We start from the raw sequence: 4,194 nt of genomic DNA, 5'->3' as shown, positions 1-4,194 counted from the left end.
TCGAGCAAAATTTGGCGAACACTGCTTGGCAATTGATCGCCATAACCGAATATTTTAAAGCGCTCAACCAGATAACAGGTGAACATTCCGCAGATAAATACCGGTACGGTGACAGGAGACATCCGCAGTAAAAATTCGGCAAAATTCCAGCCAGCACGGTCAGCAATGATCAGATTCTGGGGCTCACCCACCATGGTCATTACACCACCGAGTGCAGTACCAATGGCGGCATGCATCATCAGGCTGCGCAAAAAGGCCCTGAAATTCTCCAAATCCTGCTTACGCTTGTCGTCATTGAGTTTACTGTCATTGCTGCTGTCGTGCTCATCAGCCACACCATCACCCGAAGCAACTTTGTGGTAGATAGAGTAAAACCCGACCGAAACACTGATAACAACGGCCACCACAGTTAACGCATCAAGAAATGCAGATAAAAATGCTGCAACAAAGCAAAAAGCCAGTGAGAGGGTGGTTTTTGATTCAATTTTAAGCAGCAGTTTTGTAAATACAAACAGCAAAAGCTGCTTCATAAAGTAGATGCCTGCCACCATAAAAATCAGCAGCAATAGCACTTCAATATTGGCCACCAACTCATGCTTCACATGCTCGGGGCTGGTCATGCCAATGGCAATCGCTTCAATCGCCAGTAAACCGCCCGGTTGAAGCGGGTAGCATTTGAGAGCCATGGCGAGGGTAAAGATAAATTCTGCGATCAGTGTCCAACCCGCAACAAAAGGGTCAACAAAAAAGAACAGGATTGGGTTGATGATCAGAAAACAGATAATGGCCAGTTTGTACCAATCCGGCGATTTTCCTAAGAAATTCCTAAGAAACGCGCGGGAGAACGTGATTTCCATGAGTATTTTCTCGTTATCAAGGCAGTGACGTAAAGTGTCTGAGACAAAATGTCTGTAACGTATATTGTAGGATGTTAGCAGAATGACAAATTGATATAGCTCAGTCTAGTGCCGTATAACAATAAAACATAAATAAAACATATTGTTGCACATAATCGTAAGGTAAATAATTTGTGCGCTATTTTGTAATGAATCGTGAGTGAAATGCTGATTTTTGAGCTTGATCGCGGTATCTAAAATGAAACAGTGATGCATGTATAGTATGCCTTTAAGAGTGAATAACGTCATTAAATGGGTCTTTCAGCATATTTACGATAATTTGCCACTGTTCTTCAGTATACTGCCGGGTATTAATGTGTGTTATAGCTATTACATTTGCGATCATCTGGTATGATGAGCTCAAGCAAAAGATAAAATAAATAGATGGATAACGAATACCATGGTAATTAAGGCGCAAAGCCCCGCCGGATTCGCAGAAGAGTACATCGTTGAAAGCATTTGGAATAATCGTTTTCCACCCGGCTCTATTTTACCGGCGGAACGTGAGCTGTCAGAGCTGATAGGTGTAACTCGAACGACACTTCGCGAAGTCTTGCAACGTTTGGCCCGTGATGGCTGGTTAACCATTCAGCATGGCAAACCAACAAAAGTGAATAACTTTTGGGAAACGTCAGGGTTGAATATTCTTGAAACGTTAGCCCGACTGGATCATGACAGCGTTCCTCAACTGATTGATAATTTGCTGTCAGCCCGTACCAATATCTCTTCCATTTATATTCGTGGCGCACTGCGTAACAGCCCTGAGCGTGCACTGTCACTGCTGCATGAAATCACCACTATTGACGATACTGCAGAAGCTTATACTGATTTGGATTACCGTGTATTTCAGGGGCTGGCGTTTGCATCCGGAAACCCTATTTATGGCTTGATCCTTAATGGGTTGAAAGGGCTGTATTCACGGGTAGGCCTGTACTATTTCTCTAATCCTGATGCCCGTAAATTAGCAGCAGATTTCTATACTCAACTGGCCGCTATGTGCGAGAACAAGCAATTTGACACTATTTTTGCACTTGTTCGCCAATACGGTATCGACAGTGGTTTAATCTGGCATGGCATGCGTGAAAATATCCCTGAAGATATTGCTGATCACCGCCGTTAAGCACTGATTTAAAACATACTATTAGACGTAATATGAAACGGCATGTATAGACATGCCGTTTGGTTTTTTGCCCGATATGGGTTAAATCTGAAAACTACTGTCACCGGCTCTTGGCGGGCAACGTTCAATTAACTCTGCTTTCCCTTCAGCATTAACCTCTTCTAGATAAACATCAAACCCCCACAACCGGTAGATGTGTTTCATCACCTCTTTACGGCTTTTTGCCAACGGCACGCGATCATGCATAACATGCCGTAATGTCAGTGACCGATCACCGCGCAGTGCCACATTCCAGACCTGAACGTTAGGCTCTAAATTGCTCAGATTGTACTGGGTCGAGAGTGCTTCACGGATTTTGCGATACCCTTCATCATTATGGATCGCGGGGATCTCAAGGTAATTATTTCGATCATTATCCAGTACCGAGAAAAACCGGAAATCTCGGATCAGTTTTGGCGATAAAAACTGGCTAATAAAACTCTCATCTTTAAAATTACTCATGGCAAAGTGCAGTGTTTTTAGCCAATCACTTCCGGCAATATCAGGGAACCAACGTCTGTCTTCTTCGGTTGGTTCTTGGCAAATGCGTTTTATATCTTGAAACATAGCAAAACCAAGAGCATATGGGTTTATACCGCTGTAATACTTACTGTTGTAAGGTGGCTGATAAACCACATTGGTATGGCTGTGCAAAAACTCAAACATGAAGCGGTCGGTCAGTTTTCCCTCATCATAGAGATGATTAAGAATGCTGTAGTGCCAAAAAGTTGCCCACCCTTCATTCATGACTTGAGTTTGCTTTTGTGGGTAAAAATATTGGCTGACTTTACGCACAATTCTCACGATTTCACGCTGCCATGGCTCTAAAAGAGGGGCATGTTTTTCGATAAAATAGAGTAAGTTCTCTTCCGGTTCGGGCGGGAAACGGACTTGGGTTAATTCGCTGTCTTTTTCTTTACGGGGGATAGTGCGCCAAAGCTCATTGACCTGACTTTGCAGATACTCCTCACGGTTTTTTTGCCGCATTTTCTCCTCTTGCAGAGAGATTTTTTGCGGCCGCTTATAGCGATCAACCCCGTAGTTCATCAGCGCATGGCAAGAGTCGAGGATTTTTTCTACCTCATCCACCCCGTATTTCTCTTCACAATCACTGATGTAGTGCTTGGCAAACAGCAGGTAGTCAACAATTGAACCGGCATCTGTCCACGATTTGAACAGATAGTTATTTTTAAAAAATGAGTTATGGCCATAGCTGGCATGTGCAATCACCAGAGCCTGCATGGTGATGGTGTTCTCTTCCATCAGATAGGCAATACAAGGGTTAGAGTTGATCACAATTTCATATGCTAATCCCATGTGGCCATGTTTGTAATTTCGCTCAGTTTCAATAAATTTACGGCCAAATGACCAGTGGCTGTAGTTGATAGGCATGCCAATGCTCGAGTAGGCATCCATCATCTGTTCGGCAGTGATAATCTCTATCTGATTGGGGTAGGTGTTTAAATGGTAGAGTTTTGCTACCCGATCAATCTCTTGGTGATATTGCTCAAGCAGAGCGAAAGTCCAGTCAGGGCCATCGCTCAGCGGGGCTTCATGGCCGATATGTGGCGGATGTGGTGCTGTGATGTGCTGTGTTGTGCTGTCGTTGCTTTCCATCTTGCATCCTCCTTATGCCGCTTGCTTGCGGAACAGCTCGCGGAATACCGGATAGATATCTTCTACGCCCCGAATATGTTGCAGCGTAAAGTTCGAGAACTGCGCATGCAGGGTTTCATATTCACGCCACAAGGTTTGGTGTGCCCGCCGTGTTATTTCGATATAGCTGTAGTAGCGGACAAACGGCAAAATTTTCTCCTGCAACAACTGGCGGCAATGTGGAGAATCATCGGCCCAGTTATCACCGTCAGAGGCTTGTGCTGCGTAAATATTCCACAGCGAAGCGGGATAGCGCTTTTCCATGATCTCTTGCATCAGTTTTAGTGCGCTGGAAACAATGGTGCCACCGGTCTCTTGTGAGTAGAAAAACTCATGCTCATCAACCTCTTTCGCCTGTGTATGGTGGCGGATGTAGACCACTTCCACGTTTTTGTAAGTACGAGATAAGAACAGATACAGCAGAATATAGAAGCGCTTTGCCATATCTTTGGTGGCTTGATCCATTGAGCCTGAAACGTCCAT

General features: G+C 44.3%; 4 protein-coding genes. 1 reads left to right on the top strand and 3 read right to left on the bottom strand.

The genetic code is table 11. The features are described 5' to 3' along the window. Nucleotides 1-857: SLC13 family permease (locus ACRC27_RS11020; RefSeq protein ID WP_438639879.1), on the bottom strand; the 857-nt coding region annotated here is incomplete at its 3' end. A gap of 439 nt (nucleotides 858-1,296) precedes the next feature. Between ACRC27_RS11020 and fadR the strand changes: the two genes are divergently transcribed. After that, the gene (gene fadR, locus ACRC27_RS11015) at nucleotides 1,297-2,016 is read left to right on the top strand and encodes a fatty acid metabolism transcriptional regulator FadR (RefSeq protein ID WP_438622960.1); all 720 of its coding nucleotides are present in this window, start codon (nucleotides 1,297-1,299) and stop codon (nucleotides 2,014-2,016) included. An 81-nt stretch (nucleotides 2,017-2,097) separates the two neighbouring features. Here the strand turns inward: fadR and ACRC27_RS11010 are convergent, their stop codons facing one another. Beyond that, entirely contained in the window at nucleotides 2,098-3,672 is a 1,575-nt protein-coding gene (locus ACRC27_RS11010; protein WP_438622961.1) for a SpoVR family protein, read from the bottom strand. Nucleotides 3,673-3,684: 12 nt separating this feature from the next. Then, nucleotides 3,685-4,194, bottom strand: a 510-nt coding sequence (locus ACRC27_RS11005) for a DUF444 family protein (protein WP_438639878.1), incomplete at its 5' end; no start/stop codon positions are given.

The organism is Plesiomonas sp. (assembly GCF_051650925.1).
Taxonomy (GTDB): Bacteria; Pseudomonadota; Gammaproteobacteria; order Enterobacterales; family CAMTGL01; genus Plesiomonas.
The sequence above is the reverse complement of the archived record's forward strand: the minus strand, read 5'-3'. Positions and strand labels throughout refer to the sequence as shown.

What these genes read in the sequence shown, in the direction of transcription:
- ACRC27_RS11010 (WP_438622961.1), bottom strand. Translation starts at nt 3,672, where the DNA reads ATGGAAAGCAACGACAGCACAACACAGCACATCACAGCACCACATCCG.
- fadR (WP_438622960.1), top strand. Translation starts at nt 1,297, where the DNA reads ATGGTAATTAAGGCGCAAAGCCCCGCCGGATTCGCAGAAGAGTACATC.